This is a genomic window from Desulfobulbus alkaliphilus (genome assembly GCF_016918545.1).
Classification (GTDB): Bacteria; Desulfobacterota; Desulfobulbia; order Desulfobulbales; family Desulfobulbaceae; genus Desulfobulbus; species Desulfobulbus alkaliphilus.
Genome location: NZ_JAFFQC010000266.1, coordinates 1 through 439 on the forward strand (window position 1 = coordinate 1; position 439 = coordinate 439).

Below are 439 nucleotides of genomic sequence, written 5' to 3' on the forward strand. Positions count from 1 at the left end.
CCTGGACGGCCTGGTGGAACTGGCCCGCAAGGAAAAGATCGACCTGGTGGTGCCCGGTCCCGAACTGCCCCTGACCAAGGGCATCACCGACCGCATGCGTGAGGCCGGCATCCCCTGCTTCGGCCCGGATGCCTATTGTGCCCGTCTGGAAGGCAGCAAGGCCTTCGCCAAGGACGTCATGAACCGCGCCGGTGTGCCCACGGCCCACAGCCAGGTCTTCACCGATCCCGACAAAGCCAAGAACGCCGTGGTCAAACTGGGCGCGCCCCTGGTGGTCAAGGCCGACGGCCTGGCTGCCGGCAAGGGCGTGGTGGTGGCCAAGACCACCCAGGAAGCCCTGGATGCCGTGGACGACATCATGTGCAAGCGCGCGCACGGTGCCGCCGGTGCCAAGCTCGTCATCGAGGAGTTCCTCGTGGGCGAGGAAGCCTCCTTCCTC

The 439-nt window shown here is 67.0% G+C and carries 1 protein-coding gene; it reads left to right on the top strand.

The genetic code is table 11. The features are described 5' to 3' along the window. Positions 1–439 (top strand): ATP-grasp domain-containing protein (locus JWG43_RS18450; RefSeq protein WP_205244385.1); only part of this gene is annotated, 439 nt, incomplete at both ends.